Source organism: Type-D symbiont of Plautia stali, assembly GCF_001485335.1.
GTDB lineage: Bacteria > Pseudomonadota > Gammaproteobacteria > Enterobacterales > Enterobacteriaceae > Pantoea > Pantoea vagans_C.
The window spans coordinates 1-17,195 of record NZ_BBOC01000001.1 but is presented as its reverse complement, the minus strand read 5'-3'; the positions used below and the strand labels follow the sequence as shown (position 1 = coordinate 17,195).

Here is a 17,195-nt window from a genome sequence, read left to right as displayed (position 1 = left end):
AATAACCCGACAGCCAGAAATTACAGCAAAAAATTGAATAGTTTTCAGCGACTGCATAAACGAATATTCAAAATAAAGGTTAAAGTTACGTAAAGTTGCTCAAAATAATTGAATTTGGCATGAACTTTTCCAGGTTTACTCTGAAAAACAGGCGGTCATCTTCGATACTGGCCTGTTTTATCCATCAGTGATTTTAATTGTGTTGTTTTAACATCTGGCGAAAATTTTAGTTAAGTGTGGTCTGTTTTTTGATATTCGATAACTGACTCAACGCTTGCAAATTAAATAATAAAGCAGCCATTTATTTCTTAAGCAGCGATTCAACCTCAATCAACAGCCTTATTCAATTAGCCTGACTCATTATTTTTCCCGCAACCAATTCCCCGGACAGCCCGAAAGTGCAGGCCTTTTGCCATGCTCACGCTGTGGTATAGATAACGTACTTTGTTCAAACGGACTGTGAAGTGACGCGCAGTGCATGCCGGAGAGTTTCTATGCGTTCTGTTGTTTCGTACGCCTTGATAGCGATTGTGGGTGGGGTTGTCGGTGCCACCGTGACAAAAAGTGATGATATTTATCAGCGTGTGGCCAGCCATTTTTCTGCCGAGCCGACCGATCCAGACGGTTTTTGGAGCACCCCAGCCGTTGAGGGATACGGCAAGATCCATTACGAACCCGATGCCGCGTTTAAACCGGTGGTGGGGTTAAGCAATAAAGTGGTGTTTCAAATCACCAAAAGCGAAGGGGATATGAAGCGTCCCAATCTGGGGTTAGAGCGCGTTGCGCGCGTAGTGAATCTCTATATCGCTTCAGGCGTTCCCGCCGACCAGTTGCACTTTGTGGTGTCCGTAACGGGGGATGCAACGCCCGCCATGCTGGACAATGCCCACTTCCAGCAATTTTACAAAGTCGATAACCCGAATCTGGCGTTGATCAGTGAGATGAATAAGCTGGGGGTGAAAGTGTCAGTGTGCGATCAGTCGGTGGCATTCCACCACTTCCCGAAAGAGTGGATCGATCAATCGGTCATTCATGCATTGTCCAGCCCGACCACCGTGTCGACGCTGGAAAATCAGGGCTATGCCTTCCTGCAAATGTAATTGGGCTTCCAGTCTTTTATCGAGGAGAAGTGAAATGCGTCCAGCGTCCTATATTGTTATCGCTGCACTGGCAGGCTTCGTGGGCGGTAATGTGTTACAGCTTCCAGAGCTGGTGGATAAGGTCAGCAGCAAATTCGCTGACAATAAGTCCGAACCGGCTGATTTCTGGAGCACACCGGCTATTGCAGGCTATGGCAAAATTCATTTTGTGAACACGCCAGATTACAACCCTGCTAACACACCGGGCCTGAGCAACAAGATTGTATTCCAAATCAATCGCACCGAAGGCGATGTACGCCAGCCCAATCTTGGACTGGAGCGCGTGGCGCGGGTGACCAACCTCTACTACGCAGCCGGTGTGCCGCTCAATCAATTGAACTTTGTGGTGTCGATCAACAGTGATGCCGTTCCTGCGGCACTGAATAACGAGCAGTTCCGCAAAGCCTACGGCACGGATAACCCGAATCTGAAGTTGATCGATGAGCTGAAGCAGGCGGGGGTGAAAGTCACCATTTGCGATCAGTCGGTGGCGTTCCACCAGTTGCAACGCGAGTGGATAGACACCCGAGTCACGCACACGCTCTCCAGCGGCACCACCGTGGCCTCTCTGCAAAACGAAGGGTATGCCTTCCTGATGTTGTAATTCTCTCCTGACAGCAGTTTGCGCTGCTGTCATCTTTCCGTCATCTCCCCGCGATGTTGTTGTCACAGTTCGCCGCTAATTTAAGCGCCAATGAGATCGATCTCATTGGCAATTCACGAGGCGAACATGTCCGATTTAATCAGTGTGGCAAAGCTGGCTGGCGTATCCCGCGCTACTGCTGCGCGCGCATTCTCTGATCCTCATCTGCTGCGACCAGACACGCTGGAAAAAGTGCTGGCGGCATCAGAGCAACTCGGTTTTCGCCCCAATCACATTGCCCGTCAGTTGCGCACGCAAAGCTCCACCACACTGGGTGTGCTGCTGCCGTCACTGCTGAACCCGATTTTTTCCCGCCAGTTGCAGGCGATGGAGCGTCAGGCGCGCGCCGCCGGTTACGGTTTGCTGGTCGCCACCAGTGATTATCAGCCCGAACGCGAGGCGGCGATTGTTGAACATATGCTGCGTCAGCGTGTGGCCGGTTTAGTGCTGACCGTGGCGGACGCCGATAACAGCGCCGTGTTGCATACGCTGCACGAAGCCAGCATGCCGTTTGTGCTGGCGCATAACGTGCCGCAGCAAAGTCACTGGCCAGCCATTTGCGTCGACAACCGCCAGGCGATGGAGGAGGCCACACAGCATCTGCTGGCGCTCGGCCATCGTCATATCGGCATGGTCGCGGGGCCGATGCTGCAATCAGACCGTGCGCGCTTGCGCTATCAAGGCTACTGCGATGCGATGCACCGTGCCGGGCTGCATGCGCTGCCCGTGATTGAAATGACCAGCCACACCCACTCTGATTTTGCGCTGCTGCAACCGCAGTTGCAGGGCGCTGCACCGCTGACTGCGGTGATTTGTACTAACGATTTGCTCGCCATCAGCCTGATTGGGGCGGCGGCACGTGCAGGTTTGCGCGTCCCGCAGCAGCTTTCGGTGATGGGCTTCGATGGCATCGATATTGGCGAGCAGATTGCGCCGTCACTGGCCAGCGTCACTCAGCCAGCCGACATGCTCGGTGCCTGTGCGATAGACATGCTGTTACAACAGGCCAGCCGCGGCACCCGCGTACTGGCACATCGGTTGCGGGTTGGCGAAAGCATTGCTGCACCTGCCACCACTTTAACCACACCAGGGAACCACCATGACCTTTAATAAAAAAGTGAAAATTTTGACAGGCGCGATCGTGCTGACCGCCGGTTCGCTGTTCAGCATGATGACGCAGGCCGCTGAAACGGCGATCTGTTACAACTGCCCGCCCGAGTGGGCTGACTGGGGCACACAGCTTAAAGCCATTGCCAAAGACACCGGCATCACCGTGCCACAAGACAACAAAAACTCCGGCCAGGCGCTGGCGCAAATGGTGGCGGAGAAAGGCAATCCGGTGGCAGATGTGGTGTATTACGGCGTCAGTTTCGGCATCCAGGCGGACAGCGCCGGCGTCATCACCGGCTATAAACCCCAACACTGGGATGAGATCCCAGCCGGAATGAAAGATCCCAACGGTAAATGGGTCGCGCTGCACTCAGGCACCATGGGCTTTATGGTGAACGTGGATGCGCTGAATGGCGCGCCTGTGCCGCAGTCCTGGGATGACCTGCTGAAGCCCGAATACAAAGGGATGATCGGTTACCTCGATCCTGCCAGTGCCTTTGTTGGTTACGTGGCAGCGGTGGCCGTTAACCAGGCGAAAGGCGGTAACATGCAGGATTTCACCCCTGCGCTGAACTGGTTCAAGAAACTGCAAGCTAACCAGCCGATCGTACCGAAACAGACTGCCTATGCGCGTCTGATCTCCGGCGAAATCCCGATTCTGCTCGACTACGATTTCAACGCCTATCGCGCCAAGTATAAGGACCATGCCAACGTGGCCTTTGTGATCCCGAAAGAGGGCACCGTCACCGTGCCTTACGTGATCAGCCTGGTGAAGAATGCGCCGCATGAAGCCAACGGTAAAAAAGTGATCGACTATGTGCTGTCTGACAAAGGCCAGGCCATTTGGGCCAACGCCTTCCTGCGCCCGGTGCGCACTTCTGCCATGTCACCTGAAGCGAAGAAGTTCTTCCTGCCGGATAGCGATTATGCGCGTGCTCAAACCGTCGATTATCAGCAGATGGCCGATGCGCAGAAAGCCTTCTCTGCTAAGTACCTGAGCGAGATTCACTGATTATGTCGATCTCCGACAACCTGGCGGTTTCACGCCGCCAGGCTCGTGCTTTGCCGGGTAGCCGCTGGTTATGGCTGACGCTGCCCGCGTTACTGTTATTCTGCGCCTTCTGGCTGCTGCCGTTTGCGCGCCTGTTGCAAATGGGCATGCAGAACGATCGTAGCAGCGGTAATAGTGGTTACTGGACGGTGGTGAGCCAGCCAAATTATCTATTCAGCCTGCTGAATACGGTGGTGCTGTCACTGCTGGTCACACTGGTAACGCTGGCGATTGCCGCCATCGTCGGCTGTTTTCTTGCGCGTCAGCGCTTTGCTGGACGCGGCACCTTACTCGCGCTGCTGACTTTCCCACTGGCTTTTCCCGGCGTGGTGGTGGGTTTTCTGGTGGTGATGCTGGCGGGGCGTCAGGGCTTGCTGGCACAAATCAGCATGAGCCTGGTGCACGAGCGCTGGACCCTGGCCTACTCGCTCACCGGTTTGTTTATCGGTTATCTCTATTTCTCACTGCCACGCGCCATCGTCACCCTGGTTGCCGCCAGTGAAAAGCTGGATCGTTCGCTGGAAGAGGCGGCACGTTCGCTCGGTGCCAGCCAGTGGCGTATCACCTGGGATGTGATTGTGCCCGGCCTGCAACCGGCGTTGCTCTCAACCGGGGCGCTCTGCTTCGCCACCAGTATGGGGGCCTTTGGCACCGCGTTTACCCTCGGCACCAATTTGGCGGTATTGCCGCTAACGATTTACGGCGAATTTACTAACTACGCCAACTTTGCCACGGCGGCGGCGCTGTCGGTGGTGATGGGAGCGGTGGCGTGGCTGGCGCTGATGTTCGCACGCCGGTTGGCACACAAGGGGGCGGTATGAATCGTCGCGGATTGTTTAGCCTGCAACTGCTGGTCACCACGCTGACAGCGCTGTTCATGATTGTGCCCGTGGTGTTGTCGATGCTGGCGGGCGTGACGAACAACTACTTTATCGGCCTGCGCAGCGGCTTGACCCTGAAATGGGTGGAACAGGTATGGGAAATGTATGCCGACACCTTTTGGCTGTCACTGCTGATCGCGCTGTTCTGCCTGTTAGTGACGTTGGTGATTGGCGTACCTGCCGCGTGGGGCTTGCTGAAAGCGCCCGGACGCTGGGCGGCACGTATTGAAGAGTGCCTGATGTTGCCGGTCGCCCTGCCGGGATTGGCCACCGCGCTCAGTATCATTCTGCTTTACGGTCAGTTCTCTACGCTGCGTGATAGCTGGGTCTTCATTTTGATTGGGCACGTGCTGTTCACGCTGCCCTTTATGATGCGCCCGGTGCTGGCAGTGATGCAGGCGGTGGATATGCCGCGCCTTGAAGAGGCATCCGCCAGTCTGGGGGCCAGTCTCTGGCAGCGCTTCTTTACCGTAGTGGTACCCAACTGCCGCAACGGCATTTTGGCGGGGGCTTTTATGGTGATTACCTTGTCAGTGGGTGAATTCAACATCACCTGGATGCTGCACACGCCACTGACCAAAACCTTGCCGGTCGGCCTTGCTGACAGCTATGCCTCGATGCGACTGGAAGTGGGCTCCGCTTACACCCTGATTTTTATTCTGATGATTCTGCCGCTGTTGCTGATGCTCAATGCGGTCAATCACTGGCTTAACCGCGCGGTTTCGCGCCAAAACAAGGAGGCGGCATGAATCCTGCGGCCGTAACCGTGAAGCTGCGCAACTGCTCACGTCAATTCAATCATCAACTGGCCTTGCATCCGCTTGATTTAACCGTCAATCCCGGTGAAACCTTAGTGCTGCTCGGGCCTTCTGGCTGTGGCAAAACCACCACACTGCGCATCATTAGCGGGCTTGAACGCAGTGATGAAGGCGGGGAAGTGTGGTTCGATGATCGCAACGTCACCGCACTGCCGATTGAGAAACGCAATGTCGGCATGGTGTTCCAAAACTACGCGCTGTTTCCCAATCTCAACGTGGCGGAGAACGTGGCGTACGGCCTGAAAGTGCAGGGGGTGCCACGTGCCGAGCGTGAAGCGCGCGTGCAGGAGATGCTGGAATTGGTGGATCTCAGTGCCTTGTCACAACGCAGTATCGACAAGCTTTCCGGTGGGCAAAAACAGCGTGTCGCTTTAGCTCGTGCACTGGCGGCACGCCCGAAAGTCTTACTGTTTGATGAGCCGCTGGCGGCGCTGGATGCGCGCCTGCGCGACCGGCTGCGCCTTGAAATTGGCTCGTTGCTCAAAAAGCTGGCGATTACTGCGGTTTACGTTACCCACGATCAGCAAGAGGCGATGGCGCTCGGCGACCGCATCGCGGTGATGGAGCACGGCCGGCTGGTGCAGATCGACACGCCGCAGAACATTTATCAGCATCCCGCGTCGAAATTTGTCGCCGACTTTGTGGGCGCGATTAACTGCGTGGATGTCGATACCCGTGGCAACCCGCAACGCTTCTGTCGCCCGGAGGATGTGCTGTTGGCCGATGACAACCGCTATGCGCGCCAGGGCTTTATTCTGGCCAGCACCTTTTTAGGTGCATCGCAGCGGCTAATGATCGATATCGGGCTGGCAACCCCCATTCAGGTTGATCGTCATGCACGTGAAGCCTGGCATGCCGGACAACCGGTGAGCTGGACGCTGGCGCAGGACGCCGCACTCCAATTTTCTGCATCCTGAGGAAGAGATTCGTGTCTGAAGCATTGACGCTGATTGCGCAAATTAGTGACTTACACATCAAGGCGAACGGTCGCCTGTCGTATAAAAAAGTCGATACCCAGGCGGCATTGCTGCGGGTGATTGAGACGTTAAATCGTCTGACACCGCGCCCGGATAAAGTGGTGATTACCGGCGACTTAGTGGATTTTGGCACCGCCGAAGAGTACCAAACGCTGCGCACGGCACTGCGTCGGCTGCAGCTGCCCTTTATGCTCATGCCTGGCAACCACGACGATCGGCAGCAGTTACGTGCCGCGTTCCCGGATCACCACTACTTGCAGCACGGTGAAACGCTGAACTGGCAGGCGCGGGTGAAAGGCGTGCAGCTGCTGGCGCTGGATTCCAGCGTGCCGCAGCAGCCCTGGGGTTATGTGGACGAGGCGCAGCTGGATTGGCTGGACGAGCAGCTATCGCGCGAACCTCAGCTACCGACACTGGTGATGCTGCATCATCCCCCTTTGGTTTCTGGCATTGGCCATATGGACAAGCAGCCGCTGCGTAATCCTGAGGCACTGGCAAACATCATTGCCCGCCATCCACAAGTTGAACGTGTCCTGAGCGGCCATCTGCATCGCTCGGTGCAGGCGCGCTTCGCCGGCACATTAGCCTGTGTTGCGCCTGGCGTATCGCATCAGGTGGCCTTTGATTTATCTGAAAATGGACCGGCCAACTTTGTGCTGGAACCGCCGGGATTCCTGCTGCATCGCTGGCACCCGCAACAGGGCATGACCACCCATCAGTGTGCGATTGGCGATTATCCTGGTCCCTGGCCATTTTATGACGCCAATGGGTTGATCGATTAGCACCGATGTTTGCTGAATAATTACGCGTGTCTGACAGGATGGTTCGTGCTCAATTTGGTTTACAGGTGTACAATTGGCGGTTCCCTCACCAGGGGTAGCTAGTCCAACTATAACTATATTGTCAGGCACGCGAATTATGAACCTATTCACCAGGGCGGCTGCGTCATGCTAACGCGCATCCGGCCGAAAACCGACCTGCGAACGCTGATCGCGTTGCTGGCGATCACCAGTATCGTCATCACTCTCGCCAATACGCTGTACGCCACCTGGCGTGTGCAGCGCATGGTCCTGATCGAAAGCACCCTCGAAGCCAACCGCGCTTACGCCACTAAGCTGGCCGCCACCACTGAAGTCTTCTTTCAGTTGGCGCAGTCTCAACTGCACTACAGTGCGACACAGCTGGGTAAAGACTTTGACAATACGGCGCTGGCACAGCAGGAAGTGAATCGGTTACGTGAGCAGACCAACAGTTTTAACTCGGTCGCGGTGGTGGGGACGGACGGTATCGTGAAAGCGATTTCCCCTGAGTCTCTGATGCTGAAAGGCATGCAGCTCACCAGCCAGGCCTCGCGTGAGGCGCTGGCGCAGCGTCAGCCCATGGTCAGTAAACCCACGGTTTCGGCAGCCAACAACCTGATTGTGTTTGTTTCCTGGCCTATCTGGAGCAATGAAGGGCGCTACCTGGGCTATGTGGGCGGCACCATCTATCTGAAGAAGAAAAGTATCCTCAACGCATTACTCGGCGAGCAGTTCTATCGCGATGGCACGCATGTGTATGTCCTGGACCGCAACAATCAGGTGCTTTATCACCAGAACAGCCAACTGATTGGTAAAACCGTGCCGGAGATCGTCAGCGAACGCGAACGTAAAGAGAGCACCAATGGCGAAGTGCAATTAACCGAAGATGGCACGCCTAAGCTGGCGGGTTATGCCATTGTGCCGACCACGGGCTGGATGGTGGTGGCACTCAAGCCAACCGATGTCACGCTGCAACCGCTTTCTGGGCTGCTGCTGAAAGTGCTGAAAAACTCGGTGCCGTTTGCACTGCTGACCTTGCTGATGGCCGTGATTTTTGCCCGCCTGATTGCGCTGCCGCTGTGGCAACTGGCACGAAAGGCCAGCCAGATGGATACCCAAGGTGTGTCCAGTGAAATCGGCGGTATTCGTGCATGGTATTTCGAGGCAGCTCAGGTCAAACGTGCGCTGCTGACCGGCATCGGCTTAGTGCAGGATAAAATTGGGCGTCTGAAGTCGGAAGTACAAACCGACCCGATGACCAGCCTGCTGAACCGCCGTGGACTCAGCGCGGTGCTCGACTATTTCGATACCATGCGTCAACCCTATGCGGTGCTGGCATTGGATATCGACCACTTCAAACGCGTTAACGATAACTTTGGTCACGATGTCGGTGATGAAGTGATTAAACAGGTGGCGCGGACACTGCGCCACAGCGCACGGCAAACTGACGTGGTGTGTCGTAACGGTGGCGAAGAGTTTTTGATGCTGCTGCCTGCCACATCGACTGAAGAAGCCCGCATGATCGCTGAGCGAGTGCGCACCAGTATTGCCGAGAACTGGATTGACCATGTTGGCCACATCACGCTCTCTGTCGGCATCGCTCACTGGGACGTTGAAAACGGTAGCCACGAGCAGAGCCTGAAACAGGCCGATGCAGCTCTGTATCAGGCGAAACATGCCGGACGTAACTGCGTGATGATTGCCGGTCAGGATGCGCTGGTGAGCAGCATAACGCACTGATTTACCTGGTCGCCATCAATGGCGCCCCTACAATGGCCTATGCGGTTTGCGTGGGTATTCGGTTTCACCTGGTCGCCATAACTTGCAACCCAACATTGATCTGCGCGGCTTGCCTCTCGGTCAACCCGACGTTGTAGGGTGCGCATTTATGCGCACCAGGTATTTCTGTACAATCGTCGACTTGTTTTTGGCACCAAGGAAGTGAAATGCTGGCTCTGCTTTATCAATGGTATAAACGTCGTTTTAGCGACCCGCAGGCGATTGGTCTGCTGGTTATTCTGCTGATGGCGTTCTGTATCCTGTTCTTCTTCAGTGGCTTGCTGGCTCCATTGCTGGTGGCACTGGTCCTGGCTTACTTACTGGAATGGCCAACGGTACGTTTGCAACGTCTTGGATGCAGTCGTACTTTTGCAACCAGCGCCGTGTTGATTGTGTTCGCCGGTATTCTGTTGGTGATGGTCCTTATCGTCGCCCCGGTGGCCTGGCAGCAAGGCATTAACTTGCTGCGTGACCTGCCCAATATGCTGAATAAGCTCTACGTCTATGCCGCAGGTCTGCCAAAGCGTTTCCCGGCCCTGGTGGATGCAGGCATCATCGACATCATCGTCGAGAACCTCCGCAGCCGCCTGACGGGACTGGGTGAATCATTAGTGAAGTACTCGCTGGCCTCGCTGGTGGGGTTGATGACGCTGATGATCTATCTGGTGCTGGTGCCGCTGATGGTGTTTTTCCTGCTCAAAGATAAAGAGCAGATGCTCAATGCTGTGCGCCGTGTCTTGCCGCGCAATCGGGGCTTAGCCGGCGTGGTGTGGCAGGAGATGAATCAGCAGATCACCAACTATATTCGCGGCAAAGTGCTGGAGATGGTGGCGGTCGGATTTGTCACCTGGATTGCTTTCCTGGTGCTCGGCCTCAATTACGCGCTGTTGCTGGCGGTGCTGGTAGGGATTTCAGTGCTGATTCCCTACATCGGTGCCATGGTGGTGACTATCCCGGTGATCGGCGTGGGCCTGTTCCAGTGGGGCTTAGGCAGCGATTTCTGGACGATGTTTATCGTCTATCTGGTGGTGCAAGCGCTGGACGGCAATGTGCTGGTGCCGGTTCTGTTCTCGGAGGCCGTCAATCTTCACCCTCTGGTGATTATTCTCTCGGTGGTGATTTTCGGCGGGATGTGGGGCTTTTGGGGGGTGTTCTTTGCCATTCCGCTAGCCACCCTGATTAAAGCCGTGGTGCGCGCCTGGCCGGAAACCTCGCTGGAGCAGCATCAGGCTTAAAAGAAACGGGTGCACAGTGTGCACCCGTTTGCTATCAGGCGGACTTCAAATAATCCAACACGATGTCGTGGTGGTTTGACGTTTTGAAATCGTCGAAGACTTTCTCTACCTTGCCGTTGCCATCAATCAGGAAGCTGATGCGGTGAATGCCGTCATAGGTTTTACCCATAAAGGTTTTTTCACCCCAAACGCCAAACTGCTCACACACTTGATGATCTTCATCGGATAGCAGTGTGAAATTCAGCACTTCTTTCTCAGCAAAGCGTGACAGTTTTTCAGGTTTGTCAGTGCTGATGCCCAGCACTTCCACACCCACGGTTTTCAACTGATCCATGTTGTCGCGCAGACCACAGGCCTGTACGGTGCAACCCGGCGTCATGGCTTTCGGATAGAAGTAGACCAGAACGCGCTGTCCCTGGAAGTCGGCCAAATTTACTTGTTCGCCGTCCTGATCGGGCAAGCTAAATTTCGGTGCGGTATCACCGGCTTTCAGTGGATTCATCACAACTCTCCATTTTTTTCATGCTGTGGGTTTTACACCCTCTGGGTTATTTCACTACACGGTATGCCACGACGGCAGAGTGTGTGGAGAAATAACCCGGATTAAGATTATGCGGTGCTACTGGCATCGTCGGTGACACTATAAAGACGAATTGAGCCTTGTGCATGCAGTTCTTCACACAGTTTGTTGAAGGCTTGCTCAAACGGTGCGCTGGCATGGTTATCCGGACTGTGTGCGGTCATCTGCACGTAGAGCGTCGGTGGAATACCTTCCTGGGCGGGCTGGATACGAGAAACCAGTTCAGCGATGTTCATTTGATGTTTGTCGAACAGATCGGTGAAGCGCTCGATGATGTGGGGCGAATCTGGCACTTCTACCTGCACCCACACGGTGGCGGGCATGGGCGGGGTGACACGCGCGTTGGTTCGCTTCATCACGATCAGCAGTTCCAGCTCGGCACCTTTCATTGGCAGCGTTGATTCAATCAGGGTAATCGCGTTCCAGCTACCAGAAAGCAGCATGATAAAGGTGAACTCATCACCGAGCATGGCCAGACGGCTGTCTTCGATATTACAACCGCAGCTGCTGACGTGGCGGGTGATGGTATTGACGATTCCCGGACGATCGACGCCCAAGGCGGTAATCACCAAATGGTGAGGCTGTGACTGCGACAAAATGACATTTCCTGTACGTTCGCTAATAACCATAAGGTAAACATAAAAAAAACTGCTGACAAGCGCGGGAATGGCTTGGCTCACTTGCTTTTCTTTCGAGGTAAAACGTAACATGAGGCACTTGTTTGTCGAGGGGATAGCCCATGTTCACCGGAAGTATTGTTGCGCTCATTACGCCAATGAATGAAAAAGGCAATGTCTGCCGCGAGAGTTTGAAAAAACTGATTGATTATCATGTTGCCAGCGGTACCGCGGCAATTGTATCTGTTGGTACCACCGGCGAGTCTGCCACCCTTAGCCATGACGAGCATGGTGATGTGGTCATGCAAACTCTGGAATTGGCAGATGGTCGCATTCCGGTCATCGCGGGTACTGGTGCAAACGCCACTGCGGAAGGTATCTCCCTCACTAAGCGCTTCACAGGCACCGGTGTCGTGGGTTGTCTGACCGTAACGCCTTACTACAATCGCCCAACTCAGGAAGGTCTGTTCCAACACTTCAAAGCGATTGCGGAAAGCACCGACCTGCCACAGATGCTGTATAACGTCCCTTCGCGTACCGGCTGCGATATGCTGCCTGAAACCGTTGCTCGTCTGGCCGAAATTAAAAATATTATCGGAATCAAAGAGGCCACCGGGAACTTATCGCGTATTTCTCAGATCCAAGAGCTGGTTAATGATGAGTTCGTTATTGTGAGCGGCGATGACGCCACGGCACTGGACTCAATGCAACTGGGCGGCAAAGGCGTCATTTCGGTCACGGCTAATATTGCAGCTCGTGAAATGGTTGAACTCTGTGCCTTAGCGCAACAGGGGAAATTCGCCGAAGCGCGCCGCCTGAATCAGCGTCTCATGCATCTGCACCAGACGCTTTTCTGTGAACCGAATCCAATCCCAGTCAAATGGGCAGCGAAACAGCTAGGATTAATCGCAGATGACACGCTGCGCTTGCCAATGACGCCACTGACCGAAGCGGGTCAGGCGAAAACGGCCCAAGCGCTGATTAAAGCGGGTCTGCGATAAATTAGGGAGAATCAATGAGTTATTCAGTTAAGCGCTCGACGCTGGCAACCGTGGTGGGTTTGTCCACCCTGATGCTGCTAACAGCTTGTTCCAGCGATCAGCGTTATAAGCGCCAGGTCAGCGGTGATGAATCTTACCTGCAGGCGCCTGAACTGCATGATTTAAAAGCCCCAGCGGGCATGATTCTGCCGCTGCAGAATGGTGATTATGATGTGCCGCACACCGTTGCCAAAGGCGCAGTGGGTAAAGCACTGGATATTCGTCCTCCAGCCCAACCGCTGGCATTGCTGAACGGCACGCGTGCACAGTTCACTGGCAATACCGGTGTGCTGGCGGTAGAGAGCAGCCGTGGCTCTATCTGGTCACAGGTGGTGAATGTGATCCAGTCCTACAAGTTCCCGATCGCACAGCGTAATGATGCTGAGCAGCAGCTGACGACCGATTGGGTGCAGTGGAACCGTGCTGACGAAGACAACCAATATCGCGGACGCTATCAGATCAGCGTACAGAACCAGAGCTATCAGCAGGTGCTGACCGTTCGTCTGCTGGAGCTGCAGCAGAATGGCCAGGCGGTGACATCACCAGCGCAGGTTCAGCGCTACACTGCTCAGATGCTGAACGACATCAGTACCGGTCTGGATAAAATCGATACCGCCAGCGCAGATGCCGCTGCGGGCCGCGCGACCGGACAGATTGATGTTCAGAGCGGCGCGGATGATACCGGTCTGCCAATGTTGGTGCTGCGTTCACCGTTTAACGTGACCTGGCAGCGTCTGCCAGCGGCACTGAAACGTATGGGCATGGAAGTGACTGATGACAACCGTTCACAGGGTAGTCTGAAAGTGACGTACAAGCAGCCGGGCAGCAGCGCGTTTGATGCGATTGGTGCGAAAGATCCAGAACTGCCAAACGGCGATTACAAATTGCAGGTGGGTGATTTGGATAACCGCAGCAGTCTGCAGTTCATCGATCCTAAGGGCCATGTGCTCACTCAGTCGCAGAATGATGCGTTGGTGGCCGTGTTCCAAGGTGCACTGAACAAATAAATTGCCAAAGGGCCGGAGATTTCCGGCCCTTTTGTTTGGATTTGGCATAGATACAAATACTTCAAGCTACAGATGCGTTGGCTGCTCTCGTTCACCCGAATCACTGACTTGAGTCAGCTCATCGTGACTCGCTCGTTTGCCGCCTTCCTGTATCTCGAATTATTTTGTGTATAATAGCGCCCGGCGAAGTAAACGATTGCGTCAGGCAGTCATCGCGCGGTGAAACACCGCTGAACGGGTTCTTTCATGTTTGGAGTTAACAAGATGCAAAAGCGAGCTGAGTTGTATCGCGGTAAAGCGAAAACCGTATACAGCACCGATAATCCGGATCTGCTGGTACTCGAATTCCGCAACGATACGTCAGCAGGAGACGGTGCACGAATCGAGCAGTTTGATCGTAAAGGGATGGTGAACAACAAGTTCAACCATTTCATCATGACCAAATTGCAGGAAGCGGGCATCCCGACCCAGATGGAAGCGCTGCTGTCGGATAACGAAGCGCTGGTGAAAAAGCTGGAGATGGTGCCGGTAGAGTGCGTGGTTCGTAACCGCGCGGCAGGATCGCTGGTAAAACGTCTGGGCGTGGAAGAGGGCATGCTGCTCAATCCACCGCTGTTTGATCTCTTCCTGAAAGATGACGCCAAACACGACCCGATGGTTAACGAATCTTATTGCGAGACATTTGGCTGGGTAAGCAAAGCCAATCTGGCCCGCATGCAGGAACTGACCTTTAAAGCCAATGACGTGCTGAGCAAACTGTTTGATGACGCGGGCTTAATCCTCGTCGATTTCAAACTGGAGTTCGGTTTATTCAACGGCGAAGTGACGCTGGGCGATGAGTTCTCGCCAGACGGCGCACGTCTGTGGGACAAAGAGACCATGGACAAAATGGATAAAGACCGTTTCCGTCAGAGCCTCGGTGGCCTGATTGAAGCGTATGAAGAAGTGGCACATCGTCTGGGTGTGAAGCTGGATTAATGCCAGCCTGCACCGGTTCGTAGCGGCGCGATTTATCGCGCGTTTCAGCCGGTGCTCCTTTCTGCTGTTGCGCCATTTGGTGCATTCCCGTTGTTTTCCCACCTAAAATATGCGCAATGAATTGCGCCGCTACACGCTTCCGCTCCGCAACGCTGGTGATTAGCTATGCCGCAAACTAAAATCATGCAAAACCTCTTAAACAGGAGCAGGCCATGCGCTGGCAAGGTCGTCGTGAGAGCGACAATGTAGAAGATCGCCGCAATGATTCACCCGGATTGGGCGGCGGCGGCGGGCGGCAAATTCGCATCCCGCGCGGCAAGGGCGGTATCATCCTGTTAATTGTGGTGGCCGTGGCCGGTTATTATGGTTATGACCTCACGGCACTGCTGGAAGGGGGCGCACCCGTCTCGCAACAGCAACAACAGCGTCCGGTGAATTCAGCACAGGATAATGAAGATGCCAAATTCACCAAGGTGATGCTGGCCACCACGGAAGATACCTGGAGCACGCTGTTCCAGAAAATGGGCAAACAGTACGTGCCGCCAAAGCTGGTGATGTACCGTAACTACACCTCCACAAATTGCGGTACCGGTCAGTCCGCGATGGGGCCGTTTTACTGCCCGGCAGATCAAACCGTCTACATCGATCTCTCATTCTACGATGACATGAAAACCAAACTCGGGGCCGGCGGTGATTTTGCCCAAGGCTATGTGATCGCGCATGAAGTGGGCCATCACATCCAGAAATTGCTCGGCATTGAAGCCAAAGTTCGTCAGCTGCAGCAGGGTGCCAGCCAGGTACAGGCCAACCAGCTGTCGGTGAAAATGGAGCTACAGGCCGACTGTTTTGCTGGCGTGTGGGGCCACTACGTACAACAGCAAAATATGCTGGAAGTGGGGGATCTGCAGAAAGCGCTCAATGCGGCTGAAGCGATAGGGGATGACCGCCTCCAGCAGAAAAGCCAGGGCCGCGTGGTGCCAGACAGCTTCACACACGGTACGTCGCAGCAACGCTATACGTGGTTCAAACGCGGATTTGATAGCGGCAATCCGGGTGATTGCAACACCTTCGCTAACAACTGATGCGGTTGCCTGCGATCACCGCCGCCATGCAGCGTGCGGGGATAAGACGTCTGTGTGTGATTGCCGGTGAAGCGGAATGGGCCATGCAGCAGACGGCTGACTGGCGCGCCGCATTATCCGGTGACTGGTTAACGCTCAGTGACAGCCAGGATGTCGCGCAGCGCGTGGCGCCCGCCGCGTTGCGCACCTTGCTGGGACGTGAATTCCTGCACGCTATTTTTGATGCGCGTGAAGGTTTCCATGCCGAAGCCTTTGCCGCGCTGGCTGGGACATTGCGGGCAAGCAGTTGGCTCTTACTGCTCACCCCCCCGTGGCAATCCTGGGCAGCCGAACCTGACGCAGACAGCCTGCGCTGGGCGGATGTGGCAGAGCCTATTGCCACGCCAAATTTTACACGTCACCTTCAGCATCTGATCCTGCAGGACCCGCAGGTGATGGTGCTGCGTCAGCATCAGCCCATCCGCGAGCCCGCGAGCCTGACCTTACTCGACTGGCAATGCCAGGCCCCACAGCAACAGGCGCAAATTCTGCAACAGTTGTTAGCCATGCCGCCGGGTGTTGCGGTGATTACTGCTGCGCGCGGACGTGGCAAATCAGCTCTGGCCGGAATGCTGGCACAGCAGCATCAACACTGTTTAGTGACTGCGCCCGCCAAAGTCTCGACCCAAGTATTGGCCGAATTTGCCGGGGAGCATTTTCACTTTATGGCACCGGATGCGATCCTGGCGGCAGAAGATCTGCCGCAGGCGCAGTGGCTGATTGTGGATGAAGCCGCTGCGATTCCGGCGCCCGTGCTGCATCAACTGGTACAGCGTTTTCCACGCGTGCTGCTGACCACCACGGTGCAAGGCTATGAAGGCACTGGGCGTGGATTTATGTTGCGCTTTTGCGCCACATTGCCGCAGGTACGCTATTTTCAGCTCGATGAGCCGTTACGTTGGTCTGCAAGTGATCCGCTTGAGCAATGGCTAAGCCAAGCGCTGTTATTTGAGGATGCGGCAGAGCGCACAGCCGATGGCGAAACGACCATTTTTCCCGCGACGCCGCAAAACGCCATCCGTTCTCTTGAGGAGGGTTATCGTCTGCTGGCGAGCGCCCACTATCGCACCTCTCCCTTGGATCTACGGCGCATGCTTGATGCGCCCGGCATGCAATTCTGGCTGGCAGGGCAATCCGATAGTGTTGTGGGTGCCTTATGGCTGGTGGAGGAAGGAGGATTAGATCCGCAACTCGCGGAAGCCGTTTGGGCGGGATTGCGGCGGCCACGTGGCAACCTGGTGGCGCAGTCGATGGCCGCGCATGCCGGTTTTACCGAGGCGGCAACCTTGCGTTCGCAGCGTATCAGCCGCATTGCAGTTCAGGCAGCGCAGCGGCAGCGGGGTATCGGTAAAGCACTGGTCGAAGCGGCTCAGCAGCAGGCGCAAGGATGTGATTTCCTCTCGGTGAGCTTTGGTTATA

17 protein-coding genes are annotated in these 17,195 nt (G+C 55.2%); 15 read left to right on the top strand and 2 right to left on the bottom strand.

What is annotated here, in order from left to right; translation table 11 throughout:
* Window positions 1-494 precede the first annotated feature (494 nt).
* From PSSD_RS00085 to PSSD_RS00040, 10 genes are all read left to right on the top strand, one after another.
* Window positions 495-1,100 carry a DsrE family protein gene (locus PSSD_RS00085; protein WP_039329789.1) on the top strand — a complete coding sequence of 202 codons (606 nt, stop codon included), beginning with the start codon at window positions 495-497 and terminating at the stop codon, window positions 1,098-1,100.
* 34 nt (window positions 1,101-1,134) lie between these two features.
* Entirely contained in the window at window positions 1,135-1,743 is a 609-nt protein-coding gene (locus PSSD_RS00080) for a DsrE family protein (protein WP_039329787.1), read from the top strand.
* 126 nt (window positions 1,744-1,869) lie between these two features.
* Entirely contained in the window at window positions 1,870-2,892 is a 1,023-nt protein-coding gene (locus tag PSSD_RS00075; RefSeq protein WP_058968009.1) for a LacI family DNA-binding transcriptional regulator, read from the top strand.
* Complete coding sequence (locus PSSD_RS00070; protein WP_058968007.1) at window positions 2,882-3,904, top strand: ABC transporter substrate-binding protein; 1,023 nt, start codon at window positions 2,882-2,884, stop codon at window positions 3,902-3,904. The genes PSSD_RS00075 and PSSD_RS00070 overlap by 11 nt, the downstream gene beginning before the upstream one ends.
* Before the next feature lie 2 nt (window positions 3,905-3,906).
* Window positions 3,907-4,764, top strand: coding sequence for an ABC transporter permease (locus tag PSSD_RS00065; protein WP_058968005.1), 858 nt, complete (start codon window positions 3,907-3,909; stop codon window positions 4,762-4,764).
* Window positions 4,761-5,573, top strand: coding sequence for an ABC transporter permease (locus PSSD_RS00060; RefSeq protein ID WP_058968003.1), 813 nt, complete (start codon window positions 4,761-4,763; stop codon window positions 5,571-5,573). The genes PSSD_RS00065 and PSSD_RS00060 overlap by 4 nt, the downstream gene beginning before the upstream one ends.
* Complete coding sequence (locus tag PSSD_RS00055; RefSeq protein WP_039329776.1) at window positions 5,570-6,559, top strand: ABC transporter ATP-binding protein; 990 nt, start codon at window positions 5,570-5,572, stop codon at window positions 6,557-6,559. Before PSSD_RS00060 ends, PSSD_RS00055 begins: the two co-directional genes overlap by 4 nt.
* Window positions 6,560-6,570: 11 nt before the next feature.
* Window positions 6,571-7,401, top strand: coding sequence for a phosphodiesterase (locus PSSD_RS00050; RefSeq protein ID WP_058968002.1), 831 nt, complete (start codon window positions 6,571-6,573; stop codon window positions 7,399-7,401).
* Between the two features lie 165 nt (window positions 7,402-7,566).
* Window positions 7,567-9,159, top strand: a complete 1,593-nt coding sequence (locus tag PSSD_RS00045) for a sensor domain-containing diguanylate cyclase (protein WP_058968000.1) — start codon at window positions 7,567-7,569, stop codon at window positions 9,157-9,159.
* 206 nt (window positions 9,160-9,365) lie between these two features.
* Window positions 9,366-10,433, top strand: a complete 1,068-nt coding sequence (locus PSSD_RS00040) for an AI-2E family transporter (RefSeq protein WP_058967998.1) — start codon at window positions 9,366-9,368, stop codon at window positions 10,431-10,433.
* Between the two features lie 34 nt (window positions 10,434-10,467).
* On the opposite strand, the gene bcp is transcribed toward PSSD_RS00040, so the two are convergent.
* Both bcp and PSSD_RS00030 read right to left on the bottom strand, forming a co-directional pair.
* Window positions 10,468-10,935 (bottom strand): thioredoxin-dependent thiol peroxidase, encoded by a 468-nt coding sequence (gene bcp / locus PSSD_RS00035; RefSeq protein WP_039329769.1) that lies wholly within the window; start codon window positions 10,933-10,935, stop codon window positions 10,468-10,470.
* A 107-nt stretch (window positions 10,936-11,042) separates the two neighbouring features.
* Window positions 11,043-11,642 (bottom strand): glycine cleavage system transcriptional repressor, encoded by a 600-nt coding sequence (locus tag PSSD_RS00030; RefSeq protein ID WP_439654581.1) that lies wholly within the window; start codon window positions 11,640-11,642, stop codon window positions 11,043-11,045.
* Window positions 11,643-11,752: 110 nt separating this feature from the next.
* Here PSSD_RS00030 and dapA point away from each other — a divergent pair, with 110 nt between their 5' ends.
* The 5 genes from dapA to PSSD_RS00005 all read left to right on the top strand — a co-directional run.
* Window positions 11,753-12,631, top strand: coding sequence for a 4-hydroxy-tetrahydrodipicolinate synthase (gene dapA / locus PSSD_RS00025; RefSeq protein ID WP_039329765.1), 879 nt, complete (start codon window positions 11,753-11,755; stop codon window positions 12,629-12,631).
* A 14-nt stretch (window positions 12,632-12,645) separates the two neighbouring features.
* The gene (gene bamC / locus PSSD_RS00020) at window positions 12,646-13,677 is read left to right on the top strand and encodes an outer membrane protein assembly factor BamC (protein WP_058967994.1); all 1,032 of its coding nucleotides are present in this window, start codon (window positions 12,646-12,648) and stop codon (window positions 13,675-13,677) included.
* A 264-nt stretch (window positions 13,678-13,941) separates the two neighbouring features.
* Window positions 13,942-14,655 carry a phosphoribosylaminoimidazolesuccinocarboxamide synthase gene (gene purC / locus PSSD_RS00015; protein WP_034825771.1) on the top strand — a complete coding sequence of 238 codons (714 nt, stop codon included), beginning with the start codon at window positions 13,942-13,944 and terminating at the stop codon, window positions 14,653-14,655.
* A 212-nt stretch (window positions 14,656-14,867) separates the two neighbouring features.
* Window positions 14,868-15,737, top strand: a complete 870-nt coding sequence (ypfJ, locus tag PSSD_RS00010) for a KPN_02809 family neutral zinc metallopeptidase (protein WP_058967992.1) — start codon at window positions 14,868-14,870, stop codon at window positions 15,735-15,737.
* Window positions 15,737-17,195: tRNA(Met) cytidine acetyltransferase TmcA (locus PSSD_RS00005; RefSeq protein WP_058967990.1), on the top strand; the 1,459-nt coding region annotated here is incomplete at its 3' end. The genes ypfJ and PSSD_RS00005, both read left to right, overlap by 1 nt.

What these genes read in the sequence shown, in the direction of transcription:
- PSSD_RS00085 (WP_039329789.1), top strand. Translation starts at nt 495, where the DNA reads ATGCGTTCTGTTGTTTCGTACGCCTTGATAGCGATTGTGGGTGGGGTT.
- PSSD_RS00080 (WP_039329787.1), top strand. Translation starts at nt 1,135, where the DNA reads ATGCGTCCAGCGTCCTATATTGTTATCGCTGCACTGGCAGGCTTCGTG.
- PSSD_RS00075 (WP_058968009.1), top strand. Translation starts at nt 1,870, where the DNA reads ATGTCCGATTTAATCAGTGTGGCAAAGCTGGCTGGCGTATCCCGCGCT.
- PSSD_RS00070 (WP_058968007.1), top strand. Translation starts at nt 2,882, where the DNA reads ATGACCTTTAATAAAAAAGTGAAAATTTTGACAGGCGCGATCGTGCTG.
- PSSD_RS00065 (WP_058968005.1), top strand. Translation starts at nt 3,907, where the DNA reads ATGTCGATCTCCGACAACCTGGCGGTTTCACGCCGCCAGGCTCGTGCT.
- PSSD_RS00060 (WP_058968003.1), top strand. Translation starts at nt 4,761, where the DNA reads ATGAATCGTCGCGGATTGTTTAGCCTGCAACTGCTGGTCACCACGCTG.
- PSSD_RS00055 (WP_039329776.1), top strand. Translation starts at nt 5,570, where the DNA reads ATGAATCCTGCGGCCGTAACCGTGAAGCTGCGCAACTGCTCACGTCAA.
- PSSD_RS00045 (WP_058968000.1), top strand. Translation starts at nt 7,567, where the DNA reads ATGCTAACGCGCATCCGGCCGAAAACCGACCTGCGAACGCTGATCGCG.
- PSSD_RS00040 (WP_058967998.1), top strand. Translation starts at nt 9,366, where the DNA reads ATGCTGGCTCTGCTTTATCAATGGTATAAACGTCGTTTTAGCGACCCG.
- bcp (WP_039329769.1), bottom strand. Translation starts at nt 10,935, where the DNA reads ATGAATCCACTGAAAGCCGGTGATACCGCACCGAAATTTAGCTTGCCC.
- PSSD_RS00030 (WP_439654581.1), bottom strand. Translation starts at nt 11,642, where the DNA reads ATGGTTATTAGCGAACGTACAGGAAATGTCATTTTGTCGCAGTCACAG.
- dapA (WP_039329765.1), top strand. Translation starts at nt 11,753, where the DNA reads ATGTTCACCGGAAGTATTGTTGCGCTCATTACGCCAATGAATGAAAAA.
- bamC (WP_058967994.1), top strand. Translation starts at nt 12,646, where the DNA reads ATGAGTTATTCAGTTAAGCGCTCGACGCTGGCAACCGTGGTGGGTTTG.
- purC (WP_034825771.1), top strand. Translation starts at nt 13,942, where the DNA reads ATGCAAAAGCGAGCTGAGTTGTATCGCGGTAAAGCGAAAACCGTATAC.
- ypfJ (WP_058967992.1), top strand. Translation starts at nt 14,868, where the DNA reads ATGCGCTGGCAAGGTCGTCGTGAGAGCGACAATGTAGAAGATCGCCGC.